We start from the raw sequence: 22,735 nt of genomic DNA, 5'->3' as shown, positions 1-22,735 counted from the left end.
GGGGCCGGGACCGGGCGGTTTCCCCGACGGCGCGGCGAGGGTGCCCGGCCGCGTCCGGATCCGTCCCGGGCCCTACCCTCGAACGCGCGGCGCCCGCAGTCAGGTCGAATGACTGCGGGCGCTGCGCGGCTTCACGGCGCCGGGAGGTCCGCCCTGCCCGCACTGCGGGCGCGGCCCCGGTCCTGCGGGGGCCGGGTCACCTGAACATGCCGGCCAGCGGGCCTTCGTCCTCGTCGCGGCCGGGCTGCTCCTCGCCTTCCAGGGCGGTGCGCAGGGTGCGGACGGCCGTGTGGGACAGGCCCGCGTCCCGGCCGAGCGCGGAGTCCGTGTCCCGCTCCCCCTCCCAGCCCAGGATCCGGGTGACCAGCACCGTGCGCCTCTTGCGCGCAGGCTTCAGCCGCTCCTCCAGGGACGCGATCTCGTCGCGCACGGCGGCGAGCTGCTCGCGCACGGCGGTGCGGCGGTCTGCGCGGAGCTGCTCGACCCACCGGCCGGCGCCGATGAGCTTGAGCCCGCGGGCGGCGGCGTCCTGCTCGGCCCGGCGGGCCGCGGCCGTGAGTTCGGCGTCCGTGCTGTCGTCGGTGACGTGCAGGGCGTGGTGGGCGGCCCCGTCCCAGCGGGTGGCGTCCACCGGGGTCAGGCCGCCCGCCTGGTCCAGGCGGTATCCGTGGAGCCAGGCCCGCAGACCGTAGACCCGCGCGGCACGCAGTTCCTCCTCCCCCGGGCCGGGCAGGGTCCCGCTCGCGAGGGCCACCCGGACGAGGTCCTGCGGCATCTCCTTCACCCGGTGGAGGTCGAAGTCCAGGGCCGCCCCCTGGATCTGGTGGTCCGTCGCGTCCCTCCACGCCGGGTCGATCAGGCCGGGCAGGGCGCTGAACAGCGCGGCGGCGTCGACGCCATGGGTCCCGCCGTAGGGGTAGTCGTGCTCGGTGCCGCGGTAGGGGTAGCGGTCGGCGAGGTGTCGGGCCCGGTCGAGGGCGTCGGCCGCGCGGACCGTCCAGTCCCAGCCCGGCCCGCCGGGTACCGGCAGCAGGTTGTCCAGGATCTCCCCGGCCAGCGGGGCCAGTTCCTCCATCAGCGCGGCCACTCGCTCCGGCCGGGCGAGGTCCGCCGACGTTGACAGGTGCAGGCCCCCGACGCGCAGCAGCGGCGGCACCACCCCCGCGCGCATCTCGGAGACGAACACCTCGTGGCCCGGGTCCTCCTCCCCCTGGGCGTCCTGGCCGACCGGGTGAGCCGACAGCTCGCGTGCCCTGATGTCGAGGACGAAGACGATCCGGGCCCGGTAGCCGTCGCGGACGTCGGACGCAGTGCGCTTCCAGCCGGCCGGGGGCTCCCAGCCTTCCGGCAGCGGCACCAGCTTCACGGTGCTTGCCGGGGTTCCGCTCGTGCTCCTGGTCGCGGTGGTGGTCATCGTGACGTCCCTTCCGTCCGGCAGAGCCGGCAGCTCTGCAAGTTATTTCAGAGTGACAGTCAACCTTCATGAATTGAAAGTGGTTCCACTAAAGTGAAGCACTTTCGACTTGTTCCGGCGGCCCATCGGCCGGAACCCTCCGCCCGACCCGCACACCCATACGACCCTGTCGCACATTCGTGCAGGCCCGGGCGGCGCCGGCACTGGAGCCCGGCACGGCGAAGGGCGGCACCCTCCCGGAGGTGCCGCCCTTCGCCGTACGGTCGCCGGGAATCAGGCAAGGAGGGCCAGCGCAGGCCACAGGCGGTCATCCCGGCCCCACACAGGGTCGAAGACGTGCACGGTCGTGCCGCGGCGCAGCTCCCGCAGCGCGCGCCGACCGGTGCCCGCCCACTCGTGGGCGAGGTGGTCGCGGCCCGGCCGCCATGGGCCGAGCACCAGCGTGGGCTCCCCGTCCCGGTCGGTCAGGGCCACCGGCTCCGGCGGGCGGCCGACGATCACGGTCAGGCCCTCCCGCTCCAGCGCGGGCAGGCGGGCCAGCAGCGGGGACCGGGCCCGCACGGTGCCGCTGACGAAGGCCCGCTGGCGCCAGTGCGCGCCGTCGGCCCCCCGTCCGTCGGCAGCGGGCTGGCTCAGGGTGGTGAGGAAGCCGCTCCGGTTCGCGGCGGCGAGAGGGGCGACGAGGTGGCCGGTGCCGCTCTCCTCGTAGCCGAACTCGGCTCCGTAGCCCGGCCATTGGGGAAGCCGGCCTTCCAGCCACAGGGCCATGAACCGGCCGAGGTCAGGGATCGATCGAGCGGTACGCCACGGGGATGTCATCATGCGGGGCTCCTGGGAGGAGAGGAAGGAGAGCAGGCCGCGGGCGGCACGCAGAACGGGGGCGCCCCCGCCCGCAGAAACGCCTGCGGGCGGGGGCGCCGGGCTACGCCTGCCGGCGGATGAGCCGGGCGGTGGCGGCCGCGAGGGCGGCCCAGGCCGGCCAGGCGATCCACAGGGCGGGCACGAGCCAGCCGGCGTCATGCCGGCGGACGGTCGCCACGGCGAGCGCCACGGCGCAGACCGCGAGCGCGCCGACGGACGCGCGGAGCGTGTTCGTCATGGTTTCTCCTTCCTTGGTGGGTTGCGGTGCGGGAAGGTGCCGGGGGACCCTGGAGGGCGGGGCCCGGAGTTGTCGTCAGCATCTCCGGGCCCCTGTCTGTCAGCGCTTGCGGTGGCGCCCCTGCCGGGACTTCCGCTTGGGCTTTCCTCCGCGTCGGATGCTGAGCAGGATGCTCGCCGCCGAGAGCGTCGCGGAGATGGAGCCGATGATCACGCTGATCTCTCCAGGGGTCACAAGTACCTCCCCTCACTGTTGAGTTGTTCCCTCGGGGTCTCCCCCTCGGCTGTGATCACAGTTTATGCCAACCTCAGTTGGCATGTCAAGCGTGATTGGCCTACCACTATTGGCCAACTGGAGGTGTCGAGAGAGAAACGGGATCGCGGCCACCATGGGCGAACTGCGCCCGGCCGAAACAGCGGTGGACGCCGAACACGCAGCCGCGCAGCGCCCCTCCACCCGGCGGGGACTCCCCGTACAGGCCATACCCGCACCTCACCCCAGGTGCGCCGCAGCCCGCCACCGGCCTGGGCTGCGGCGCCCCACAGGGCGAGGTGCGGGTCAGCGGGTGAGGATCGCGGCGGCGGTCACGGCGACCGCGACAAGGGACACGTCGCCGGCGAGGCGCAGCAGCTTCATCTTGGCCAGGGCGATGCGGGCGAGGGCCTGGAGCTGGACCACGCGGTGGTCCGCGGCGAGGGCCTCGGTGACGGCGGCCGGGTCGGCGGCGGCGAGGTAAATGAAGCCGGTGCGGTCCTCGGATCCCCGGGCGAGGCGGGGGCGGATAACGAGGAGCGCCAGGACGACGCTGCCGACGAGCGCGGTCGCGGCGAGGACGGCGAGGACGAGGGAGAGGCCGGCGAGGTCGGTCCCGGCGAGGCTGAGCCCGGCGACCAGGAGCCCGTCGAGGGTCAGGAGCAAACCGGCCTTCGTGTCGGTGCGGCCGATCTCGGCGGTGGTGTGGGCGAGGGCGGCGTCGAGCACGGCCGAAGTGCGGTCCGGCGCGGGCGTGGACGTGGTCGTCGTGGTCACGGCGGGGTCCTTCCGGGCAGGTCGAGGGGCGCGCGGGCGGTCGGCCCGCACGGACGCGCTGAGTGAAGCGGAAGGGCTGTACGGCGATCTGGGGCGGGATCAGCACCCCGGATGACCATGGAGAGTCATCCAGGACCCCAGGGCCGCCAGATCGCCACATAGGCGGCTTCCTGGGTTAGTTGGGGGTGATCACGGTCTGGGTGCCGCCGAGGGTGGCGGCGCGACGGGCAGCGGGGAGCCGAGACAGGGCCCGGTCCGGCCCGCACAGCAGATCGGACGCGGGGATGCCGTAGTGGGCGGCGAGCCGGTCGAGGTCGGCGAGCGTCCAGGACGCCCGGCCGGACTGCTTGCGCGAGACCTGCCCCTGCGTCAGGGCGAGGCCCTCCGCAAGATCGGCCTGGGTCTCCCCCGTGGCGAACAGGAGCGCTGCGACGGTGAGCCGCAAGTGGTGCTCTGAACTGGGCATATGAGTCTCCCTCATAACCTATGCGCTGGGCTCATAGGTGGGCGTGACCTGCGGTGATGCACCTGCGGAGCCGTATTCGCCGAACCACAGGGCGCCATGCGGCGATTTGAGGCCCGTTCCGGCCCCCGGATGATCAACGAGACCCGGGCGGGGGCGCGGGGCCGGGAGATCGCCGCACAGGCGGCTTCCTGGGTCAGCTCTGATTCATGTCCGTGATGCGGCTGTAGTGCATCTGTGCGGCAGCGGTCACCGTGGCCCGGGGCCCGAACCTGTTCTTCTCGACCACGAGGTCGACCTCGCCGGCGCGGGGGGACTCCGGCTCGTCCATGTCGGGGCGGACCACGCAGATGACCACCGAGGCGTCGTTCTTGATGCTCCTCGATTCGCGCATCAGGCCGTCGTCGTTGAGCTGCGACAGGGCGATGATGTGGCAGTTCAGGCTGACGGACAGGTTCTTCAAACCGCGAGAGACGGCGGCGACTGCCTGTTCGCGGGTGATGTGGCGGGCCTGCTGGACCTCCACCAGCTGGAGGTAGTCCACCACCAGGACGTCCAGGCCGTCCGCGCGCACGCAGGCGCGGGCCGCAGCCTCGATGTCGGCCAGGGACGCACTGTCCGGGCGGTGGATTCGCATTGGCAGCTTCCTGAACAACTCGCGGCCCAGCCGCTCGACCTCGGCCCAGTGCTCGGCCTTCAGCCCGCCCTGCCGGGTCAGGTAGTGCATGGGGATCTTGCCCTCGGCAGCAACGAGCTTGTTCATCAGCTCTCCATGGCTCATCTCCAGGGACGAGAACATCACCCGGGCCCCGGTCTTGGCCGCCGCCGTCGCCGCGTTCAGGGCGAGAGTGGACTTGCCGACGCCGGACTGCGCGGCGATCACGGTGACGTTGCCCGGGTGCATGCCGGAGGTGACCGCGTCGAGGTCGGAGATCCCGTAGGGCAGGCCCATCTGCCTGCCGTTCTGGACGCCCTCCAGCTCCGCCACGTAGTCGAGGTAGAGGGCGTCCACGGTCGGCGGTTCGGCGGTCAGGCCGGGGATGTCGGCCACGATCGCGGTCAGCTCCTGCTCGACGAGGGCGCGCACGTCCTCTTCGTCGCCCTCCTCGCTGTAGGCGTACTGGAGGATCTTCTGCGCGGCCTCGATCGCCCGCCGGCGGTACGCCTTCGCTCGGACGATCTGGGCGTAGCGGGGCCCGCTCGCGGGGGAGGGCACGGCCTGCACGCAGGTGTGCAGGTACGAGGCGCCCCCGACCCGGTTCAGCTCCCCGTGCTGGGTCAGCTCCTCGGCCACGGTGATGGGGTCCACCGGGGCCCCGGCCCCGCGCACCCCGAGAATCGCCTGGTGGATGGTCGCGTGGGCCGGCCAGTAGTACTCCTCCGCCGTGATGCCGGTCTCCAGGGTCTCCCCGAAGAACCTCGCGGACGCCCCGTGGCTGTTCATCAGCGTGCCGAGGGCCGCCTGTTCGGCCTCCTTGCTTCGCGGGGGCGTGCGCATGAGCCCAGAGCCCTGGCGGAGGTCGTCGGACCGCTGGTCGGGGAGGTCGAGATCGGTGTCCGTGCTGGACAATGGGTGCTCCTGTTCGGGTGAGTCGGGCAGGGCCTGCGGGTCGGACCGCTGCAACGGTCCGGCCCGCCTTCGTGCGTCAGGCCATGGTGCAGGGGATGCAACGGCTCCCCGAGCGGTACTGCGGGTGCTGCGGGCACATCCCGTCCGGGGACGCCCCGCCGGAGGCGGATGACGCCGCCGCGGCGGCGGCCACGACCGCGTAGCGGGGCAGGTTCGGGATCCGGTCCCGCTCCAGCAGTCGGTACGGGTTCGTGATCCGCACCGGGTTTTTCGTGAGCTGCTGCGTCAGCAGCCCCTTGTCGACGGTGTGGATGCTCGGCCAGCCCTGCTCGCCCATCACCCGAAGCAGCTTCGGAGCGAGTCGGCGGGCGTTCGGCCGGCCCTGGGTCCACGGGTCGGGCAACAGCTCCAGCACCTCGGCGGCGGCTCGCAGGTCTTCCTCGGCGCAGCCAGCCCCCTCCCCCTCCTCCCGCTGTGACGGCACCGACGTGTGACCGGTGGTGCCCGTGAGGGGGTTGGGGGAGGAGGAGGTAGTTACCTCCTCCGGGGGGTGTGGGGGGGACGGCCTTCCGCTTCGCCTGTCAGGAGAAGCGGTCTGACCTGCGGAAATGTCTTGTCTTCCGCTTCGCCTGTCAGCGCGTGCCTTGTCAGCGCGTGCCTTGTCAGGAGAAGCGGTCTGACCTGCGGGAATGCTGTTACTTGCAAGTAGGGTTGTACCCGCTTCTCCTGACAAGGGAACCGGGTCATTCCCGTCCGAATCGGATGTCTCCGGAGGGGTCCAGTAGGGGTTCGTGGCGGGGAACTCGTAGAACGTGTACTCGACGGAACCGAAGTTCCCGCCGTTCTCCTGCGCCCGGTGGAGCCAGCCGCCGGCCCTCAGCCGCGCGACCGACTCGTAGACCGCCTTGCTGCCGATCAGCCCCTTGCCGTTCGCGCTCCGGATGCCCTCACGGCGCAGCACCGCGACCAGCTCGTCCACAGAGAAGGTCTTGCCGTCCTCGCACATGTAGTGGATGTGGTTGAGAACCAGGAAGTCCAATTGATGACTCAAGCCGGAGCCGTAGAGCATGTGGCGATACAGCGGTACCGACGGACGAAGCGCCGGCGCCCGCCCAGTGATCCGAGCCGAACCAGGCTCCTGAAGAAGGTCCCCGGTCACAGGGCACCGCCTTGCACGCGAAGGCCCCGCACGGCACCGGCCGCCGCCAGGCGGCACAAGGATTCACGGACTTCCTCCACCGTGATCCGGCGCCCCCCCGGCCAGGCCACCCCGGCCGCCTCCAGCCGCCGCAGCACAACCGACTCGCTGAACTCCGGCTCCGGATCACCCCGCCTTCGGGGCTCCCCACCCCACCGCTGCCATTCCTCCAGCACCACCATGGCGTGCAGCATCACCGGATAGTCCAGTGGAGAGGTCAGCCCGCTGCCGATGCGGTCGAGACGCACAACCAGGTCCTCGACAGGCTCCTCGCCGCGCACGAAGACGGCATTGGCGAACCTGTCGTCCGGCAGTCTGTTCTGGCGATTCACCGGACCTCCTCGGTCCGGCAGTGAGCCTGCATGAGCGCTGCTCCGTCCATCACGGCGAACACTCCGCATTCCGTCTTGCCGGTGGCCGATCCGCCGGTCCACCCACGCAAGGAGTCGTAGAGGCTCAAACGTGACAGTCCCGATCCGGGAGGCTTCGCGCTGGTGGGCCGGAGCCCCCGCGGTCCTCGTCCGCTTGGCGCAGCGGCATCCGCTGATGAGCAGGACCGGACGGGGCGGTGTGGCGTGCTGCGCTGTACATCTCGTACGCTCAAGGAGAGCGCACCTCCACTCATCTCGTGTGCTTCGCGGTCTCGGGGCGGCAACCCCGAATCGACCCCCGTCAGGCCCCGCTAGCGCGGGGCCTGTTGTGGTTTACGTGCCTTACCGCAGTGAGGACGGGTAGAGCAGCGGAGTAGCTCCACCGACGACCTTTACCGCGACCTCTACGACCCGCTCGTCTGCCAGGTGCACAGTGCGGATCACCTGAGTCACAGGCGCGGGATCGATCGTTAGCCCCAGAGCCGCCTTCTCGGCCCCCGTAGCGATACGTGAGGTGACCTCCTCCAGCAGGCGGTCCTGAGGGACGCCCAGGCGCTCGGCGGCCAGCTCACGGGACGCGCCTGTGGAGACAGGCTCGGCAAGCTCAGGTGTCGCAGCCACGACGTACGCGGGGTAGAAGCTGCTGCTGAGGTGTACCGGGACCCCGCCGCGACTGACCACTCGCCGACGGACGTGAACCGGCGTGCCCGGGGGCACGTCAAGCCGCGGTGCTACCAGCTCGTCCGCGCCGACGGTGCCGACCTCCAGAATCCGGGAGGTCTCTCCGCGCGCGAGCGCAGAGCCAGTGCTGGCGTGGAGCGCCACACGTGTGGCGATGCTGGTGCTACTCGGGCCCGCTACCACCGTGCCTACTCCGGCCTTCGGAAGCGTCAGCCCTTCTCCCTTAAGCACCTTGAAAGCTCGGTTCACGGTGGTTTGAGCCACATTGAACCGCTCTGCGACTTCTCGCATAGAGGGCATGGTGGCGCCCGGCTGCAAGTCGCCGTCCTGGATCTGCTGACGGAAGTGCGCTGCGATCTGCGCGTATCCCACCGAATGAGCCATTTCCAGTCCTCTCCTCTCCATGACTCGGTGCTGCTCTCGCAGTCGAGTGCAGCGCTGTACTCAGAAGACTAAGCCACAGCGACACCTAGCGCTAGCACTAGCGCAACGTGGCGCTAGTGCTCTACATTGATTCCAGGGCAGCCCGCCGGGCCAAACGGTCGGAGTCGCTGCTCTGTTCGCTGACCTGGAGAAATGCAGCTCAGCGGCACTTTCGCCCGGAAGGGTCGCGATGCGGCCTGAAAGGAAGCGAACGCACCTTTTCAACTGAAACGAGAGTTTCCGGCGCTACGACAAGCCGACACGTCCTACAGCAAGGGGGTGTCACGGGCGAGTCCTCTGGCTAACCGGCCCAGTCCGCAGGCGAGGTGCGGACCGTCAGCCCGCAGGCGAGGTGCGGGACAGGCATCGGCGACAAGCCGGCCCTGCTGCGCGGACACCAACGCACGCACCTTGTGTCATGCCGTCCTCACGGGCGGACACGCACCCGAACGCGCAGTGCAGAGGGCGAATATCGCGGGCCCCGTAGAGAGAACCCCCGGTGCGATTCCGGGACGGGGCGCCGGCGGCAGTACGACAGCCGCCTCACCAGAGATGGGAGGTGCGAGCGAGATGAACAACGAGGTTCGGAAGCAGCAGCCGGAGAGGCCGGCCATATGGTTCCGCGTCAGCCGGGACGGTGGCCGGAGCTATGGCCCGCAGACCACGGTGTGGCTCACCGAGGATCGAGAGATTCCCGCCGTGAACCCCCTGATCTGGCCCGCGTGCGAGTGCCCGCAGCACCGATCCGACCAGGAGGCACCCCAGTGATCCAGCTCATCACCACCAACCGGCTCCGCGCCCTGGAGGAGGAGGTGGAGCGCTTGCGGGACGAGGCCGCGGCGGCGGCCGGAGCGCTCGACGCGGCGCAGCTGGGCGAGGAACTGGCGACCGACGCGGCGATCCGTTTCGAGGGCGACGTCGAGACGCTGGCCGCGCGGCTGAGTGAGGCGCAGGCGGAGACCGACGAGCAGTACGAGGGACTCCACGCGGTGATCCGCCAGATCACCGCCGAACGGGACGACGCGAGGGCGGCGGCCGACGCCGCCCTGGGCGAGGCCGAGGCGGCCCGCGCCCAGGTCCTCCTCGACGCCGAGGACCGCGTCGTCCTGCGCGCGCTGCTGCGGGTCGCACGGAAGAAGTCGGCGCTGTCCCGCGTGTTCGCGCTCTTCCAGAAGGGCGAGTTGCACAGCCTGCACATCGCCCAGGAGGACGCGGAGGCGGCGGCGGAGGCCGAGGGCGCCGCGCCCAACGGGTGGACCCAGCACAGGCCGGGAGAGGCGCTGCCCCCGGCGCGGGACGTCCAGTGGCGCGTTCAGCAGCTCCCGGTCAGCGGCGCCACCGCGAAGTAGACCCCGGGGGCGGGCACCCGCCCGCCCCGAACAGTGACGGCCCCGGGGGCGCAACCCCGGGGCCGTCTGAGTCCTGTGTGGAGGACCCATGATCAGCATCGCACGACCGATCCCCCGGCCGAGTGCCGGCGTCATCGACGACATCGAGCGCGAGGACAACCGCCGCGGCTTCGAGCCCGACGACGTCACCGCGCTCCACTCGCTCGTCCGGCACCTCACCGCCGACGGAGACCGCCGCGCCGCGTACGCCGGCCGCAAGGCCCGCCGCAGGCTCGCGCAGATGACGGGCCGGTGACCGCAATGATCCTCAGCCTCACCGACGAGCAGCGCAAGGAGCTGTCCGACAAGGTCGCGGACGCGAACCGCCGCTCGGGGAGCCACAAGAAGTGACCACGCCCCGCCAGAACCCCCTGTACCTCAAGTACATGGGTGCGTTCGACATCTGGAGCGAGCACGCGGCCGGCTGCACCTGCACGGCCGAAGCGCCCTGCGCGACGGGAGAGCCGCTGTTCGCACGGCTGTCCCGCCTCCAGGAGGCATGGAACAACCACCTCAACCAGCGGTAACACCCCCCGAGAACGGAGCACGCCATGGCCCAGCACATCACGGTCACTCAGTCCGACGGCACGGTCACCGAGATCACCGTCAGCGACCCGACCATCGCTCGCGAGTACGAGTCGCTCCCCTTCCAGGCGGACCACATCGCCAGCGTCACCGTCACCGTCACCGACGACTGACACCACCTGACCGACAGACCACACCCCACACAACTACGGAGGAACCCGTGGCCAACACGACGCTCTATCACTTCGTCCTGACGCTCCAGGCGCCGGCCCCGAGTGGCGACATGGAGGTGCAGACCTGGTCCAGCACGGTCAACGTCGAGCCCGGCCAGGGCCGTTTCGAGATCTACCAGATCGTGCGCGCGGAGCTGGCCGGCAGCGACCCGTGGTGGGCCGACGCCAACGTCACGCACTGGTCGCTGGACCGCGACGACCTCGACGCGCCGGTCGCGCCGTGGGCGCCGTACGTCCCGCCCACGCAGGACCCCACCGGCACCACCGAGGTACGGGGCCACCTGCCGCAGCAGCGCGGCTGACCCCCTGCCGCTCGACACAGAAACCGCCGCCGGGCTCCCGCACATGAAGGGTGCGGGGGTCCGGCGGCGGCGCTCTCACAGTAGAAGAAGGAGTAGCGAATGATCCACTTCGGACAGCGGTCGGGCGAGTCGGCGGCGCGGCTGGCGGAGGCGCTGGCGCAGGCGGGCGGTGCCCGGTGAGCGGCGAGCGTGAGGCGCGGGAGCGCCTGCTGACGGTGCTGACGATCGGCATCGCGATCACCGGCCAGTCCGTGGAGCTGTACTGGCGCAGCCGCCGTGAGGCGGACGAGCCGGCGGGAGGCGACCGGTGAAGGTCACTCACATCTTCTTCGGTCTCGGCTCGCCTGTGTACGAGCACGTGGTGAGCGAGGCCGAGGCGCACCGCCTGATCGGCGCGAACACCGTGGCGGGCTTCACGCCGGTGGTGATCACCGAGGGCGCGGACAGTGCCCCGCTGACCACCCCGGACGGGTCTTTGCTGAAAGTCGTGGCCCTGCACGGCACCACCGTCGGCGTGTACGCCGCCCTGGCCTTCACCTGGAGGCCGTGATGCACGGACAGACGCGCATCCTCCTGGTCGACCGTGCGGCGGCCGCCGTGGCGCGGCTGGCGCGGGTGGCCGGCCTCGCGGTCCGGCTCGCGACGCGGACCCGGATGTCGCCCGGCGACGTGTACGCCGCCCTCGCGACCGCGCGGTACATGGCGGCGCACGAGCTGATCGAGCGGGCCGCGGACGCGGTTGAGGCGTCCGGCGACCCGGACATCGAGCTGGACCACATCTCCACCCCGGCCTGGTTCGGCCGGATCACCCTGCACGACGACCACGAGGAGACCCAGCGATGAGCACGACCTCTCCGGGCCCGTACGACTGGGCCTCTGACGCGCAGGGCGGCCTGTCGGCCGTCCCCTCGCAGCCGCAGCCGCAGCCGCAGGTGGTGCCGCCGATGTCGGCGCAGCCGCCCCAGTCCCAGCCGCAGGCGGCCCCGTCGGGCCGGTCGCGGACGACGCGGGCGGCCTCGGCCGTCGGCGCGGCGGCGGGTGGTTTCGCCGGTGCGGCGGCGAGCGGGTTCATCCCCCCGATCAACGTGAACATCGGCGGCGGCAACGGCAACGGTGGCGGCAACGGTGGCGGGCGGGCGCCGGCGCCTGGTGCCGGTGACCGTCACCAGGGCGACCGGATGATCCACCTGGTCGAGCGGATCGAGCTGCGCTCGGACAAGGACATCGTGAACCTGTGCCGGGCCATCAACAGGCTGGGCCGGGAGCTCCACCTCATCCTCGGCATGCGCGCCGAGGAGGTGCAGGGCGTCCTGTCGACCTACAAGGGCAAGTGGTACCACTTCGGCGCCTCAAACCGCGTCCGCGCCCGCCTGGTCGCCGCGCACCTGCGGGTCGGGGCGGAGGCCGCCAGGGCCCTCGGCGTCGCCGCCCTCAAGACCGCGCACGCGTTCGACAGGCACTTCGTGGCGCCGGAGCGCGAGGCCAAGCAGCGTGCCCGCGGCGAGACGCCCAAGAAGAAGTCGTTCACGATCGGTGAGGAGTAGAAGCCATGGGGAAGAAGTCCGAGTCCGCCGCCGCTGACGCGGCGGCGGCCCCGGCCGCCGGCTCCGAGCTGGTCGCCGCGGGCAAGAGCGTGCTGCGGGCCATCGGTTCGCACGCCCTGGGCAAGACCGTCCCGTACACGCCGCCGTGGATCGCGGCGGCGGCGCTGCCGCCGCTGGCCGGGTGGGCGACGAACTCCATGTGGGGGGACGAGCCGCTGTCGGCCGGTCTGGCGTCGGCATCGATCGCGATCGGCGGTGCGGCCCTCTCTGCCGTCGTCTGGAAGAGCAGCGGCGGCAGCACGAAGTTCCGCCGGGCCCGCCGGGCGCAGGCCACTGCGACGGTCGCCGCCTCCATGGGGTGGCTGACCTGCGCGACCGCCGCCGGTCCGTTCGGGTCGCCGGTCCTGGACCTGTGGCTGATCGGCGGCGCGCTCCTCGCGGCGAGCTGGAACGCGCGCCAGCTCATGACGAACTCGCCGGGAGCGGACCCGGAGGAGAGCGTCAACGAGGGCGGGGGGACGCTCGCCAAGCTCGCCTCGGCGATCGGCTGGGAGAAGGTCAGCGTCAAGAACGCCGAGGGCACCGGGAAGGGCACCGTCAAGGCGGTGCTGGAGGTGGCGCCGGGCAGCACGATCGCCGCGGTGCAGTCCACGGCCCCGGCCGTCGCCGCCGCCCTTCAGGTCCCGCCGTCCGGGGTGATCGTCACCCCTGACCCGGAGGACGCCTCACGCGGCACGATCAGCGTGCGCGTCGCCGACCTCCTCAAGGCCGGCGTGCCGTTCCAGATGCCGGATGCGCTCGGCCTGATGCCCACCCACCCCATCGTCCTGGGCCGTTACGCCGACGGTGAGCACTGGTGGATCGATCCGTTCTCCGCGCGGATCCTCCAGCACGTCCTCGTGATGGGCGTGACCGGCGCCGGCAAGTCGGAGCTGCTGCGCACGCTCCTGACGCACCTCGCCACCCGCCGCAAGATGTCGATCTTCCTGATCGACCTGTCCAAGGGCGAGCAGACCGTGGGGCACATCTCCCGCGGCATCGACTACCTCGTGCAGGACCCGAAGGAAGCCAAGCGGCTGCTGAAGTCCCTGCCCGCCGCGATCAAGGCACGCGGCGACGTCCTGGCCTCCGAGGGCCTGGACCAGTGGACCCCCGACTCCTCCCTCAACGCCCTGCTGGTGTGGGCCGAGGAAGCGGCCGACATCGCGGACTTCGACGAGCTCGACCGCATCGCCCGCGCTGCCCGGTCGGTCGGCATCTGGCTCGGCATCAGCCTCCAGCGCGCCACCTGGACCAACCTCTCCACCGACGTCCGGGCCAACCTCCAGGGCTCCATCTGCATGGGCGTGGACGACGCCGGCGACGCGGGCTTCTGCCTCCCGGACCGAGTCGTGGAAGCCGGCGCCGTACCCGACTGGGGATCGGACCGGCCCGGCTACGGCTACGCCACCGGCATGGGCATCCCCCAGGAGCGATGGACGACGGAGGCCCGGTCCTCCCTCACCAACCGCTCCATCCTCACCGCCCTGATCGACGCCGCTTCCCCCTACCGTGACCCGCTGGACGAGACGACGGCGGCCGCGCTCGGCCAGACCTACGCCCAGCGCTCCCACCGCGGCACCAACCGGACCACGGCGGGCGCCGCCGAGACGGCCGAGCGGGCCATGCAGTGGCTCTCCTCCATCGGCGCAGTCTTCGGCTCCCCCGCCCCGGACCCGGCCGACTGGGCCGCTCCCCCCGCCCCGGCCACCGCTCCCCCGGCCCCGGCTGCCGATTCCCCTGCGGCCGCACCGGGCTCCCCCCACCCGTTCGAGGACGACGAGGACGACGAGATGGACGAGCTGTCCGTGGCCGCTCAGATGGAGATCGAGGACGCCTACGAGGAGGTGCTGGGCGCGATTCCCGGCGACCCCGAGCCGGACGCCGACTACGCCCACCTGGGTCTGGACGACGACGTTCCGGACACCGACGACGACACCGGCATGGAGTTCGAACAGACGGAGCCCGTCAGCCCGGAGCAGGCCCGCCACATCCTCTACACGGAGATCGACGGATGGGTGCGTGCCGGGCGGCTGGAGTTCTCTCCGGCCGACCTCGGCCCGGCCACCGTCGCAGCCGGCCGCAAGCGCCCGTGGCTCCAGGGCCTGCTCAAGAAGATGGTGGAGGACGGCCTGCTCCAGAAGGACGGTCACGGCTCCTACGTCATCCTCCACTCCCCGCTCCAGCCCGCGTAGAGCCTCACTCACCGTCACCGTCCGACAGTCAGGGGCCGCCCTGACTCCTGACTGTCGGACGGCCGGGGGGCCTAAAGAAGAGTCACAGATTTCCGCTGGTGAAACCCATGACACTGCCCCTGTGACTGTCAAGAACGGCCCCTGACGCCCTCCCTGACGTTCACTCACCGTAAGGACGCTCATGTACACCGGACGCTCCGAGGAGCTGCGCCGCAAGGAGCAGCAGGCCGCCGCCCTCGCCGCCCAGGTCAGCCTCCTCCTGACCCAGATCGAAGCCCTCGGCATCGGGAACGTGCTGCCCGCCGCCGGCCGGATCGCCGGCCCCGGATTCGACCTGCGCCGCACCGCCACCGGATGGACCACCATCCGCCCCGCACGCCCGTGAAGGAGGACCCGATGAAATCGAACACCACGCCGTCCGGGGCGCCTTCGGCCCCCGCCCCGTCCGCCGTCGCCGCCGACCTGATCGCCGCCGTGGAGGAGGCCGTGGCCGCCAGCGCGGCCGCCGCTCCCGGCACCCCCGTGACCACCGCCGCACACGGCCCCGAGGCCGCAGAGGGAGCCGCCGCCCAGCCGCCCGTCCTCGGGCTGACGGCGTACCGCGACCCCTCCCCGGTCCCGGCCGTCGGCGACGCCCTCCCCGTCGTCCAGCCCGGCCGGCCCCCGATGTCCAAGCGCGCCACCGACGCCTCCGTGGTCATGCTCGCGGGCGGCGCCGGCGTCCTGATGGCCGGAGGGGGAACCGGCTTCGCCCTGTGGGCGCTCGCCGGGGTCAGTCCCGTCACCCTCGCCCTCGCCGCCGGCGCCCCCGTCGCCGTCGTCGCCGCCCTCGCCCGCCTGGTCCGCCGCGTGGGCCAGGCCGCCGCCCAGGCCGGCCCCGTGACGCACCACCACACCTACGCGGGCCCGGTCACCCAGACGACCACCTCGACCACGAACACGACGGCCCGCGGGATGTTCGCCCGCAACCTCACGAAGGGGAGGTGACCCGTGCGCTGCCGCGGCTGGATGCCCACCCGGCTCCTCACCGATACCGCGATCCGGCCCACCGAGCACGCCCGCTGGGCCGGCGTGGAGCGGCTGTTCGCCCGGCACGAGCGGGACCGCCGGATCATGGCGGACCTGCTGGCCACGATCCCCCGACGGGGCCTGGAGGTCCCCATCCTCCTCGGCGTCGACGACCGCACCCGCGAGGTGTACGTGAGCGACGGCCACCACCGTGCCCTCGCCCTCCGGGCCCTCGGCGCCCCCCGGTTCCCGTTCGTCTGGTGCTGGCTGCGCGCCTACCGCGTCGAAACCGGCCGCGAGCCCTTCCCCTACGGCCTCCTCGGCCTCGACCCGCCCGCCTGACCCCGCCCCGCCCGACCCGCCCGACCCGCCCCGCACACGCGGACGGGGCCAGGAGGTACGAACTCCCGGCCCCGTCCTACGACACGGAGGTCCCCGTGACGCAGCTCGAAACCTACCCCTCGCCCACCCGGAGAAGCCCCGGCCAGGGCGATTCCCCCGCCGCGAGTCCTCCTCCCACCGAGGCGCGTACTGTGCCCTTCGCGCCCGACCCCGCTCCCCCCACGGCAGGGGCCGGTGCCCCCACCGCCACCGACCCGGGGGAGACTGCCTCCATGCAGGACGTCATGACGACCGCTCAGCCCACCGCCGGCCCCCGGCCCACCGCCGCCGTGCCCTCCGCACGCGCCGCCGCTCCCCCCGCCACCGGGACGGCTCCCCCTGACGGCAAGAAGGATCCCGCCGCGCCGGCCGAGCCGCCCCGGCGGATGTCGCAGCGCGCCATGCGATGGGTCATCCGCGTCTCCATCGTGGCGGCTGTCGTCGTCGCCGCGATCGGCTTCACCGGCTCGTACGAGGCCCTGCGCACCCTTGCCGAACAGAACCACTTCGGGTGGTTCGCCAAGTTCTTCCCGATCGGCGTTGATGCCGGAATCGTCGGCATGTACGGGCTGGACCTCCTGCTGGCCTGGCTGCGGATGCCCAAGGCGCTGCCCCGCCTGATCGCCCACGTCCTCACCGCCGCGACCATCGTCTTCAACGCGGCCGCGCCCGAGGGGCCGATCACTGCCGACCCGCTCGCCGCCGGGATGCACGCCATCCTTCCGCTCCTGTTCGTAGCTGCTGTCGAAACCGCCAGGCACCTTGTCATCCGTCTCCAGCACCTCACCCACCGCACCGAGACGGACCAGGTGCCGCTCCACCGTTGGCTGCTATCACCCTGGTCGGCGTGGGTGACCTACCGCCGGATGCGGCTGCGCGGCATCTCCAGTTACAAGCGGATGGTCAAGCTCGACCGCGAACTGGACGTGTATGAGGCATGGCTCCGGCACACCCACGGCAGGCAGTGGAAGAAGCAGGCCGGCGCCGCCGCCCTGCTGCCCTTCCGGATGATCGAGTACGGCCTGTCAGTGGAGGAAGCCCTGGACCAGCCCCGCCTCCAGCAGGAAGCCGCCGACCAGCGCGCCGCCGCCGAGGCCGCCCGCAAGGCCGCCGCCGAAGCCGCGAAGCGGGACCGCGAGCTGGATGCCAAGGAACACGACGCGGACGCGGCGATCCGCGAAGATCGGATCGCCGCCAAGGTCACCCGGGCCGGGTTCGACATCGAGGTGGAGACCGCCGCGGCCGAGGCCGGTGCCAAGACCGCCAAGGCCCTCGCGCTCGTCGAAGCCGACACCGCTGCCCAGACCGCGACCCTCGCGGCGGAGGCCACACGCCAGCAGGCGGAGTATCAGGCCCGCGAGGGGGAGCGTGATCTCAAGCGCCGGGAAGCCGACGCCGCGCGGGAGGAAGCCGCGGAGAAGACGGCCCGGGAGGCCGCGGCCGAGGCCGACACCGCCCGCGCCCTCGCCCAGAAGAAGACCGCCGAGAGGCTTGCCGCCGAGGAGGAGAAGAAGGCCGCGATTGCGCGGGCGGAAGCCGCCGAAGCCGACCGCCGCGCGAAGGCGGAAGCCGCCGCGGCGCAGAGGGAAGAGGAAGCCGCGGAGGGAGAGCGCACCGTGCGCGCGGCAGAGAAGGCCCGCCTGGAGCGGGAAACCGCCGAGGACCTCGCCGCAGCGGCCCGGCTCCGCGAGGAGGCCGCCCGCCGGGAGCAGGCCGCGGTGGAGGCCGAGGACATCGCCCACATGGGAGTTGGCGAGCGCGCCGACCGGAAGGTCGCCCGCATGATCCTCACCGCCCACTACGCGCTCCCCGAGGAGGAGCGCCCCGCACAGATCGACAAGCTGCGCGTCCCCCTGGTGCAGATCGAGGAGGCGCTGGGCGTCAGTACCTCCGTGGCCGGCCGCCGCCGTGACGCCGCCATGGACCTCATCGCCGGCGGCTACACCGGCTGACCCGCCCCCGCCCTGCCCACTCCGGCCCGCCACCGCACCCTGCGGCGGCGGGCCGGGCCCGTCTCAGACAGGAGCCCCACGTGACCCACCTCCCCGATCCCGCGGAGATGTCCCACGCCATGCTGCTCGCCGTCCTGATGCACCACGGCGGATCCATGGACCTGCCCGACTCGGCTTTCGAGACCGACGCGCTGGGCGACGCCGCAGGGACCTTCCACGCCGTACAGCTCGACCCCCTTGCCGACGGCCGGGTGCGGCTCTCCGTCGTCCCCCGCCCGCCCGGCGACGCCGCCGGCATCGAGCACCGCTGACCCACACCGAAGGGCGGCACCCACCCCGGGTGCCGCCCTTTTCTGTGTTCCAGGCCCGCTGGGCGCTCCATTCCAAAATTTTGGAATGGACCAGGGCGAGGTCCAGGAGAGGGGGTTGTGGGGCTAGGTGGCCGCTCCTTCATGCTCGTGCCCTGTCCGGACGGACGAGCCGCACCCGGCCGGCGCCATGACCGTGTCCGGGTGGGAAGCCCCTCCTTCCCGCCTCTTAACCGCCTGGTCCTGTCCTTGCCCTTGCGGCCTGCCTGTGGCCGCCGAGGCGCCCGACGGCCGCCCCTCGGCTGCACCGCAACCTGCGTCAAACATGGTTGGCCTATCGTGATTGGCCAATTGAAGTGGCATCATGGAAGGATGAGCATCCTTGACGAGATCGCCGCCGCCATGACCGAGCTCCGCCAGGCCGAGGAGGCCGCGGATGCCAAGCGCGCAGCCGCGCACGCCCTCATTGCCGCCGCCAGCGCCGATGCGGGCATCAAGCAAGTCGAGATCCAGCGGGTCACCGACTACTCCCGCGAGACCCTCCGCAAGATCGCCCGCGCCGCCGAAGCCGGCGCATAGCCATCCTCCGGGGCGCACGGGTGAACCTCTGGGGGGTGAGCCGACCGCCGTCGCCGGCTGCCCCTGATGGCCCTGCCGAACAGGAAGGAAGTACCCAGGGGGCTCGATCTCGCCCGGTTGGCCAACCAAGTTGGCCAACCGTATTGACATCGCCTATCAAGGTTGGCCAATATGGTTGGCGTAACGCCGACGAGGGAGGCCAACATGAGCAAGATCTACGAACGCACCGAGACCAACGGCACCGAGAAGCTGCCCTTCCTGACCCGGGTCACCGCCGCCGGCCTGTACGGCAAGGTCACCCACTCCCGCACGGGCCTCTGGGACGGCAAGCTGACCATCATCTACACCGTCGAGTACCTGGAGGATGAGGGCGGCGAGGGCTACCACCCGGCATGGGAGATCAGCACCGTCACCGCGATCGGCCGACAGGACGGCCTGGCCGAGATCGAAGCCGCCCAGATGGGCGAGACGAAGAAGACCGTCCGCACCATGTCGAGCATCAGCCGCACGGACTACGCCATCGACTAGAAGGACGGGCGCCGCGTCCGTCTCGTCCTGGTCGACGCCCCCGACGAGGACACCACCGAGGACCGCGCCCCGTGGACGCTGGCGAGCCACCGCAGGCTGCTCCACAAGTTCACCGAAGCCACCGAGGACGGCCGGGCGGTCTGCAACAAGAGCTTCCGGCCCTGGCGGTACGGCAACGGATACGACTTCCGCACGAAGGCCGAGCACCAAGCGTCCAAGTACGCGCACCTGTACACCTTCTGCCCCCGCTGCGACGCGAAGTAGGAACTGGCATGCGCATCAGTGACCGTCTCGTCGCCCGCCTCCGGGAAGAACTGCCCGACCTGGGCATCCCGGAGGGGGCGACCCTCCACCGCACCTACGCCGAAGCGACCCCCGACGAAGCCCCTTTGAGCTGGTTCGCCCTCGGCCCGGACGGCACCGACCTCCGGATCGGAAGCCGGATCCCGATGGGCCGCCTCCTGCGCGAACCCGTCTTCGTGGCCGCCCGCGAGCCCTACAGTTCCAGCTTCGACCCGCACACCGAAGTCGGGATTCCCGCGGACATCGGCCCGGCCGTCCCGGACACGTGCACTCGGTGCGCGAGTGCCGCGGAGACCTCGTGCCGGATCTGCCGCACGCTGCTCTGCCGGCAGTGCTTCACCAGCCACCACCATGAGGGCTACGGCACCCCTGCCGCTTCTCAGGACTGGTGACGCACCTCCCGGCAGGGCCTCCTGCACCTCGCACCGCTGACCCGGACCGAAGGGCGGCACCCACCCCGGGTGCCGCCCTTTTCGCGTTCCCGGCCTGTCGTCCTGGCCCATTCCAAAATTTTGGAATGGGCCAGGACGACGGGCCGGAGAAGGGGGTTGCGGGGCTAGGAGGCCGCTCCTTCATGCTCCTGCCCTCCCCGGACGGCCGGGGCCCTACCGAGCCGGCGCCACGGCCGGCACTGACAGGAGAGCCCGAGATGACACCGCACGCCCACGCCCCCGCCCAGCACCCTGCCGCCCCGCCCCGGCTGCCGCTCGTCCGCGTTGTCGCGCTCGTCGTCGTCGCTCTCGCCGCCTGTGTCGCCGGGCTCGGCGCCGGCATCGGATGGTCCCTCCTCGGGGCCGGTCCGCTCGACTCCGTGGCGGCCGGCGCCCTCGCCTTCAGCGGGGCCGCCACCCTCGGCCTGGGGGCCGCCGCCTACCTCACCCCACCCCCGGCCCCGCCCGTCCCCTGCGTCCCGCCGCCGGCACCGGCCGCCGGCCCCGCAGCGTCCTTCCCCTGCTGCACCCCGTGAGCCGGCCCCGTCCCGGACGGGGCCGCTTTCCCCGAACGCGGCCGGTACCGGAGGGCGTTCGGGGAGGCTCACGGCATGAGCACCAGACCCCGCGTCTGCGGCAGCGACCACGACGACCCCGGGCCGCAGCCCGGACGGACCTACGCCGAGCTGATCGGCGGCCCCCTGGACGGACAGCTCCTCGATGTCACCGGCTCCCCCGAGACCGACCTCGCCGACGGGGCCGCGCTCCTCACGGAGGCCGGCCTCTACGGCCCCGGAGGGCGCGCGCTGCACGGGCCGGGCCCGGCCGCGCTCTACCGCTGGCACTGGGAGGGTGACGTCCCGTAAGACGCCGAAGGGCGCCATTCCCAAATTTGGGAATGGCGCCCTTCGGCGTCGGTTCACCCCTGTGAGGTCTTGCTGGTCGGTGTGCCGGCGAGGAGCTCAAGGATGGTCTCGAACACGCTGTCAGGGGAAGTTCCGGACCCCGCTGCCGCGGTCACGATCCACTTGCTCAGCCGGTCGATCTGCTCCTCGCTCATGGACCACCCGCCTTCATTCCCGGATTTGGGAATGACCTCGGACGGCTCCACCGCATCCTTCGTGCGCCTCTTCTTCGCAGCCTTCCTCGGGCCGGGGAGCTGCCGGGCCGAGAACAGGCTGTCCAGCTCCGGCTCCGGCTGCGGTGCCGCCTCCTCGTCCGCCTTCGTGTGGGCCTCGCCGCCGGATCCGATGGCGGCCGGTTCCGATGGAGCCGGGAGCGCGCGGCCGGCGCCGAGGAAGTCGGCGAGGTTCTCCACCACTCCGGCGGTCACCCGCTGCCGGGTCGTCTTCCCGTAGCGCCGCAGCCCTGTGTACGCCTCGGCGACCGGCTCAATGCCGAGAGACCCGGCGACGCCGAGCAGGGCTTGAACGTGGGTGCTGGGGACCGCGCGGCCGAACGTCGCCGCGATCTGTGCGGCCAGCGGCCACTCCTCGATCTCCCGGTAGGCGGCCGTCTCGCTCAGGCCGTCCCACTCGTCATCGAGGTACTCCTGACGCGTCCGCGTCCCCTCCTCGCCGCGGTAAAGCCGCCGGCTGAAGACAGCCGCAAGGGCCTTGCCGCGCATCCACTGGGCATTCCCGTGGTGATCACGGGCCATGTGGGCGCGCTTCAGGTACTGCTGCTCCTTCGGGGACAGGGGCCCTTCGGCGTCTTCGACTTCCAGGGGAGGCGGGAGGAGTTCGGGGACGAATGCCTGCGCCCGCTCCTCACGCGGGGTGTAGCCCGCGTTCTCGACAGTGCTCACGCGAGTGCCTCCGGGGCGGGCAGCAGCTTGCGGGCGCGCAGTTCGGTCACCAGCTCGTCGAACGGGGCCTTCCTGTCCCGCCGGTCGCAGGGGGCGCCCACCGCGTTCGCGATGCCGACGTGCAGCGGAATCCGGGTGGTGAGCACATCCCACTTGGGGAGAGTGCCCTCCGTCCCGCCGTCGCGCAGCAGCGCGGCGTACTCCCCCGGCTTGGTCGAGGAGCTGTTGCAGCGGTTCAGCAGAGCGACCGTGGGAGGCGCCTCCCCGGAGTCCCGCAGCGAAGCCGACCGCTTGATCATCTTTGCCAGCGGCACCCCCTTCGCCGGCTTGGTCAGGCGGGTGTAGTCAGGCTCGGTGGGGGAGATCACGAGGATCACCAAATCTGCCACCTCAAGGACACTGTCCGCGATCTCCGGATGGTTCTCGGCGTGCCCCGTGTCGACCACCGCCACCCTCCGGGGGTCCATCTCCGGGTAGACGGTCTCGGCGAAGGCCGGCGTGTCCGCCCGCACCACCTCGCACGGGAAGTCGGGTGCCTGCCGCTGCCAGGCGAGGAGCTGGAGCGACTCGTCCGCGTCGAACGCGGCGACCGGGTACCCCGCCCGTTCCAGGGCGTACGTCAGCAGACCGGAGCAGGTGGTGCCCCCCATGGTCCTTGGCTTGAGGAAGGCGATCAGCATGCGGGCAGCCTAGCTGCGCGCCCTTCGCCGGAGGGGACTGGAGGGGTGGCAGGCGCGCGCGCCGGAGAATGCACCGGGCGAAACTCGGCCGTCTGCACCCACTTTCAGCCTCTCTATGTCCAATGGCTGTACATGTCTAATCGCTGGACATGATGCTGTGGGCGTGAAGAAGCCCACCGCCATAGAGGCTGATGCGTGACAGCGATCTTGGGTCAGTTGTCACTGAAGCTGAGTCGACGCTAGTTCGTGTCAGCGAAGATGGGCTACTGCACTGTTTGTGACAG

General features: G+C 71.5%; 32 protein-coding genes. 20 read left to right on the top strand and 12 right to left on the bottom strand.

The window, feature by feature from the left end:
* Window positions 1–196 precede the first annotated feature (196 nt).
* From ACFXMG_RS38185 to ACFXMG_RS38140, 10 genes are all read right to left on the bottom strand, one after another.
* A complete protein-coding gene (locus ACFXMG_RS38185; protein ID WP_384338971.1) occupies window positions 197–1,414 on the bottom strand; it encodes a hypothetical protein in 1,218 nt (405 codons plus the stop codon).
* Between the two features lie 273 nt (window positions 1,415–1,687).
* Entirely contained in the window at window positions 1,688–2,236 is a 549-nt protein-coding gene (locus ACFXMG_RS38180; RefSeq protein ID WP_384338969.1) for a DUF6919 domain-containing protein, read from the bottom strand.
* A gap of 100 nt (window positions 2,237–2,336) precedes the next feature.
* The gene (locus ACFXMG_RS38175) at window positions 2,337–2,513 is read right to left on the bottom strand and encodes a hypothetical protein (protein WP_384338967.1); all 177 of its coding nucleotides are present in this window, start codon (window positions 2,511–2,513) and stop codon (window positions 2,337–2,339) included.
* Window positions 2,514–2,612: 99 nt separating this feature from the next.
* A complete protein-coding gene (locus ACFXMG_RS38170; RefSeq protein WP_384338965.1) occupies window positions 2,613–2,747 on the bottom strand; it encodes a hypothetical protein in 135 nt (44 codons plus the stop codon).
* A gap of 324 nt (window positions 2,748–3,071) precedes the next feature.
* Window positions 3,072–3,542 carry a Pycsar system effector family protein gene (locus ACFXMG_RS38165; protein ID WP_384338963.1) on the bottom strand — a complete coding sequence of 157 codons (471 nt, stop codon included), beginning with the start codon at window positions 3,540–3,542 and terminating at the stop codon, window positions 3,072–3,074.
* Window positions 3,543–3,717: 175 nt separating this feature from the next.
* Window positions 3,718–4,008, bottom strand: a complete 291-nt coding sequence (locus ACFXMG_RS38160) for a helix-turn-helix domain-containing protein (RefSeq protein WP_384338961.1) — start codon at window positions 4,006–4,008, stop codon at window positions 3,718–3,720.
* A gap of 193 nt (window positions 4,009–4,201) precedes the next feature.
* Window positions 4,202–5,575, bottom strand: coding sequence for a replicative DNA helicase (locus tag ACFXMG_RS38155; RefSeq protein WP_384338959.1), 1,374 nt, complete (start codon window positions 5,573–5,575; stop codon window positions 4,202–4,204).
* A gap of 76 nt (window positions 5,576–5,651) precedes the next feature.
* Entirely contained in the window at window positions 5,652–6,644 is a 993-nt protein-coding gene (locus ACFXMG_RS38150) for a hypothetical protein (protein WP_384338958.1), read from the bottom strand.
* An 86-nt stretch (window positions 6,645–6,730) separates the two neighbouring features.
* Window positions 6,731–7,105, bottom strand: coding sequence for a hypothetical protein (locus ACFXMG_RS38145; RefSeq protein WP_384338956.1), 375 nt, complete (start codon window positions 7,103–7,105; stop codon window positions 6,731–6,733).
* 381 nt (window positions 7,106–7,486) lie between these two features.
* Entirely contained in the window at window positions 7,487–8,209 is a 723-nt protein-coding gene (locus ACFXMG_RS38140; protein WP_384338954.1) for a GntR family transcriptional regulator, read from the bottom strand.
* 803 nt (window positions 8,210–9,012) lie between these two features.
* On the opposite strand from ACFXMG_RS38140, the gene ACFXMG_RS38135 reads away from it, so the two are divergent.
* The 20 genes from ACFXMG_RS38135 (at window position 9,013) to ACFXMG_RS38040 (ending at window position 20,830) form a co-directional block, all read left to right on the top strand.
* Window positions 9,013–9,597, top strand: a complete 585-nt coding sequence (locus ACFXMG_RS38135) for a hypothetical protein (RefSeq protein ID WP_384338953.1) — start codon at window positions 9,013–9,015, stop codon at window positions 9,595–9,597.
* Between the two features lie 88 nt (window positions 9,598–9,685).
* Window positions 9,686–9,892: a hypothetical protein gene (locus ACFXMG_RS38130; protein ID WP_384338951.1), complete on the top strand. Its 207-nt coding sequence runs from the start codon at window positions 9,686–9,688 to the stop codon at window positions 9,890–9,892.
* A 91-nt stretch (window positions 9,893–9,983) separates the two neighbouring features.
* Complete coding sequence (locus ACFXMG_RS38125; protein ID WP_384338949.1) at window positions 9,984–10,163, top strand: hypothetical protein; 180 nt, start codon at window positions 9,984–9,986, stop codon at window positions 10,161–10,163.
* 24 nt (window positions 10,164–10,187) lie between these two features.
* Window positions 10,188–10,334 carry a hypothetical protein gene (locus tag ACFXMG_RS38120; protein ID WP_384338947.1) on the top strand — a complete coding sequence of 49 codons (147 nt, stop codon included), beginning with the start codon at window positions 10,188–10,190 and terminating at the stop codon, window positions 10,332–10,334.
* Window positions 10,335–10,381: 47 nt separating this feature from the next.
* Window positions 10,382–10,696, top strand: coding sequence for a hypothetical protein (locus ACFXMG_RS38115; RefSeq protein WP_384338945.1), 315 nt, complete (start codon window positions 10,382–10,384; stop codon window positions 10,694–10,696).
* Between the two features lie 176 nt (window positions 10,697–10,872).
* Entirely contained in the window at window positions 10,873–11,007 is a 135-nt protein-coding gene (locus ACFXMG_RS38110; protein WP_384338943.1) for a hypothetical protein, read from the top strand.
* Window positions 11,004–11,246: a hypothetical protein gene (locus ACFXMG_RS38105; protein ID WP_384338941.1), complete on the top strand. Its 243-nt coding sequence runs from the start codon at window positions 11,004–11,006 to the stop codon at window positions 11,244–11,246. The genes ACFXMG_RS38110 and ACFXMG_RS38105 overlap by 4 nt, the downstream gene beginning before the upstream one ends.
* Entirely contained in the window at window positions 11,246–11,539 is a 294-nt protein-coding gene (locus tag ACFXMG_RS38100; RefSeq protein ID WP_384338939.1) for a hypothetical protein, read from the top strand. Before ACFXMG_RS38105 ends, ACFXMG_RS38100 begins: the two co-directional genes overlap by 1 nt.
* A complete protein-coding gene (locus ACFXMG_RS38095; RefSeq protein ID WP_384338937.1) occupies window positions 11,536–12,240 on the top strand; it encodes a hypothetical protein in 705 nt (234 codons plus the stop codon). Before ACFXMG_RS38100 ends, ACFXMG_RS38095 begins: the two co-directional genes overlap by 4 nt.
* A 5-nt stretch (window positions 12,241–12,245) precedes the next feature.
* A complete protein-coding gene (locus tag ACFXMG_RS38090; RefSeq protein WP_384338935.1) occupies window positions 12,246–14,474 on the top strand; it encodes an FtsK/SpoIIIE domain-containing protein in 2,229 nt (742 codons plus the stop codon).
* A 181-nt stretch (window positions 14,475–14,655) separates the two neighbouring features.
* Window positions 14,656–14,859, top strand: coding sequence for a hypothetical protein (locus tag ACFXMG_RS38085; RefSeq protein ID WP_384338933.1), 204 nt, complete (start codon window positions 14,656–14,658; stop codon window positions 14,857–14,859).
* A gap of 11 nt (window positions 14,860–14,870) precedes the next feature.
* Window positions 14,871–15,461, top strand: a complete 591-nt coding sequence (locus ACFXMG_RS38080) for a hypothetical protein (RefSeq protein WP_384338931.1) — start codon at window positions 14,871–14,873, stop codon at window positions 15,459–15,461.
* Window positions 15,462–15,464: 3 nt separating this feature from the next.
* On the top strand, window positions 15,465–15,824 hold the full coding sequence (locus tag ACFXMG_RS38075) for a hypothetical protein (RefSeq protein WP_384338929.1): 360 nt from the start codon (window positions 15,465–15,467) through the stop codon (window positions 15,822–15,824).
* A gap of 284 nt (window positions 15,825–16,108) precedes the next feature.
* On the top strand, window positions 16,109–17,815 hold the full coding sequence (locus tag ACFXMG_RS38070; protein ID WP_384903475.1) for a DUF2637 domain-containing protein: 1,707 nt from the start codon (window positions 16,109–16,111) through the stop codon (window positions 17,813–17,815).
* Between the two features lie 80 nt (window positions 17,816–17,895).
* Window positions 17,896–18,126: a pRL2-19 gene (locus ACFXMG_RS38065; RefSeq protein WP_384338925.1), complete on the top strand. Its 231-nt coding sequence runs from the start codon at window positions 17,896–17,898 to the stop codon at window positions 18,124–18,126.
* Between the two features lie 369 nt (window positions 18,127–18,495).
* Window positions 18,496–18,702: a hypothetical protein gene (locus ACFXMG_RS38060; protein WP_384338923.1), complete on the top strand. Its 207-nt coding sequence runs from the start codon at window positions 18,496–18,498 to the stop codon at window positions 18,700–18,702.
* A gap of 204 nt (window positions 18,703–18,906) precedes the next feature.
* The gene (locus tag ACFXMG_RS38055) at window positions 18,907–19,230 is read left to right on the top strand and encodes a hypothetical protein (protein ID WP_384338921.1); all 324 of its coding nucleotides are present in this window, start codon (window positions 18,907–18,909) and stop codon (window positions 19,228–19,230) included.
* A gap of 272 nt (window positions 19,231–19,502) precedes the next feature.
* The gene (locus ACFXMG_RS38050; protein ID WP_384338919.1) at window positions 19,503–19,925 is read left to right on the top strand and encodes a hypothetical protein; all 423 of its coding nucleotides are present in this window, start codon (window positions 19,503–19,505) and stop codon (window positions 19,923–19,925) included.
* Between the two features lie 257 nt (window positions 19,926–20,182).
* Window positions 20,183–20,500, top strand: coding sequence for a hypothetical protein (locus tag ACFXMG_RS38045; RefSeq protein WP_384338917.1), 318 nt, complete (start codon window positions 20,183–20,185; stop codon window positions 20,498–20,500).
* 75 nt (window positions 20,501–20,575) lie between these two features.
* Window positions 20,576–20,830: a hypothetical protein gene (locus ACFXMG_RS38040; protein WP_384338915.1), complete on the top strand. Its 255-nt coding sequence runs from the start codon at window positions 20,576–20,578 to the stop codon at window positions 20,828–20,830.
* Window positions 20,831–20,883: 53 nt separating this feature from the next.
* Here ACFXMG_RS38040 and ACFXMG_RS38035 read toward each other — a convergent pair whose 3' ends face one another.
* Window positions 20,884–21,771 (bottom strand): hypothetical protein, encoded by an 888-nt coding sequence (locus ACFXMG_RS38035; protein WP_384338913.1) that lies wholly within the window; start codon window positions 21,769–21,771, stop codon window positions 20,884–20,886.
* Complete coding sequence (locus tag ACFXMG_RS38030) at window positions 21,768–22,451, bottom strand: plasmid partition protein (protein WP_384338911.1); 684 nt, start codon at window positions 22,449–22,451, stop codon at window positions 21,768–21,770. The genes ACFXMG_RS38035 and ACFXMG_RS38030 overlap by 4 nt, the downstream gene beginning before the upstream one ends.
* Window positions 22,452–22,735: the final 284 nt, after the last annotated feature.

Origin of the sequence: Streptomyces sp. NPDC059201 (genome assembly GCF_042754585.1) — a bacterium.
Taxonomy (GTDB): domain Bacteria; phylum Actinomycetota; class Actinomycetes; order Streptomycetales; family Streptomycetaceae; genus Streptomyces.
Note: the sequence above shows the minus strand (reverse complement) of the source record. Positions and strands in the feature narration are given on the sequence as shown.

Coding starts and splice junctions, on each gene's coding strand:
- ACFXMG_RS38185 (WP_384338971.1), bottom strand. CDS start 1,414: ATGACCACCACCGCGACCAGGAGCACGAGCGGAACCCCGGCAAGCACC.
- ACFXMG_RS38180 (WP_384338969.1), bottom strand. CDS start 2,236: ATGATGACATCCCCGTGGCGTACCGCTCGATCGATCCCTGACCTCGGC.
- ACFXMG_RS38175 (WP_384338967.1), bottom strand. CDS start 2,513: ATGACGAACACGCTCCGCGCGTCCGTCGGCGCGCTCGCGGTCTGCGCC.
- ACFXMG_RS38160 (WP_384338961.1), bottom strand. CDS start 4,008: ATGCCCAGTTCAGAGCACCACTTGCGGCTCACCGTCGCAGCGCTCCTG.
- ACFXMG_RS38150 (WP_384338958.1), bottom strand. CDS start 6,644: ATGCTCTACGGCTCCGGCTTGAGTCATCAATTGGACTTCCTGGTTCTC.
- ACFXMG_RS38140 (WP_384338954.1), bottom strand. CDS start 8,209: ATGGCTCATTCGGTGGGATACGCGCAGATCGCAGCGCACTTCCGTCAG.
- ACFXMG_RS38130 (WP_384338951.1), top strand. CDS start 9,686: ATGATCAGCATCGCACGACCGATCCCCCGGCCGAGTGCCGGCGTCATC.
- ACFXMG_RS38120 (WP_384338947.1), top strand. CDS start 10,188: ATGGCCCAGCACATCACGGTCACTCAGTCCGACGGCACGGTCACCGAG.
- ACFXMG_RS38100 (WP_384338939.1), top strand. CDS start 11,246: ATGCACGGACAGACGCGCATCCTCCTGGTCGACCGTGCGGCGGCCGCC.
- ACFXMG_RS38095 (WP_384338937.1), top strand. CDS start 11,536: ATGAGCACGACCTCTCCGGGCCCGTACGACTGGGCCTCTGACGCGCAG.
- ACFXMG_RS38090 (WP_384338935.1), top strand. CDS start 12,246: ATGGGGAAGAAGTCCGAGTCCGCCGCCGCTGACGCGGCGGCGGCCCCG.
- ACFXMG_RS38085 (WP_384338933.1), top strand. CDS start 14,656: ATGTACACCGGACGCTCCGAGGAGCTGCGCCGCAAGGAGCAGCAGGCC.
- ACFXMG_RS38080 (WP_384338931.1), top strand. CDS start 14,871: ATGAAATCGAACACCACGCCGTCCGGGGCGCCTTCGGCCCCCGCCCCG.
- ACFXMG_RS38070 (WP_384903475.1), top strand. CDS start 16,109: ATGACGACCGCTCAGCCCACCGCCGGCCCCCGGCCCACCGCCGCCGTG.
- ACFXMG_RS38060 (WP_384338923.1), top strand. CDS start 18,496: ATGAGCATCCTTGACGAGATCGCCGCCGCCATGACCGAGCTCCGCCAG.
- ACFXMG_RS38055 (WP_384338921.1), top strand. CDS start 18,907: ATGAGCAAGATCTACGAACGCACCGAGACCAACGGCACCGAGAAGCTG.
- ACFXMG_RS38050 (WP_384338919.1), top strand. CDS start 19,503: ATGCGCATCAGTGACCGTCTCGTCGCCCGCCTCCGGGAAGAACTGCCC.
- ACFXMG_RS38045 (WP_384338917.1), top strand. CDS start 20,183: ATGACACCGCACGCCCACGCCCCCGCCCAGCACCCTGCCGCCCCGCCC.
- ACFXMG_RS38040 (WP_384338915.1), top strand. CDS start 20,576: ATGAGCACCAGACCCCGCGTCTGCGGCAGCGACCACGACGACCCCGGG.
- ACFXMG_RS38030 (WP_384338911.1), bottom strand. CDS start 22,451: ATGCTGATCGCCTTCCTCAAGCCAAGGACCATGGGGGGCACCACCTGC.